The sequence below is a fragment of the Brevundimonas sp. 357 genome (assembly GCF_003938605.1).
Taxonomy (GTDB): domain Bacteria; phylum Pseudomonadota; class Alphaproteobacteria; order Caulobacterales; family Caulobacteraceae; genus Brevundimonas.
Map to the genome: position 1 here is coordinate 1 of NZ_RHWX01000060.1, position 514 is coordinate 514.

Genomic DNA, 514 nt, shown 5'->3' on the forward strand with positions numbered 1-514 from the left:
CTCGATCACCACCGCCTCGGCGCCCAGCGCACGGGCCGAGGCCGCCGCCTCCAGCCCGACATAGCCGCCGCCGACCACCGCCAGCCGCTTGCCCGGCGCCAGCACCGCCTTCAGCCGTTCCGCGTCGTCGAGGGTGCGCAGCTCCAGCAGATCCGTTCGATCCGCGCCGGGAATAGTCAATTTGCGCGCCGTCGAGCCGGTGGCGAGGATCAGCGTGTCATAGGTCTCGACCGCCCCATCGGCGAAGGTCACGGTCTTGGCGTCCGCGTCGATGGCGCTCGCCGTGACGCCGGTGCGCAGGGCGATGTTCTGCTCGGCGTAGAAGCTCTCGGGGCGCAGCAGCAGGTCTTCCAGACCCGCCTCCCCTTTCAGCCAGGCCTTGGACAGGGGCGGCCGCTGATAGGGCGGCGCGCTCTCCTGCCCCGCCAGGACGATCTCGCCCTCATGCCCATACTGCCTCAGCAGCGCCGCCGCCGAGCCCCCCGCGTGTCCCGCGCCGATGATCACTACCTTG

1 protein-coding gene is annotated in these 514 nt (G+C 71.2%); it reads right to left on the reverse strand.

What is annotated here, in order from left to right; genetic code table 11:
- Positions 1-514 (reverse strand): FAD-dependent oxidoreductase (locus EGK63_RS16380; RefSeq protein WP_165906643.1); only part of this gene is annotated, 514 nt, incomplete at both ends.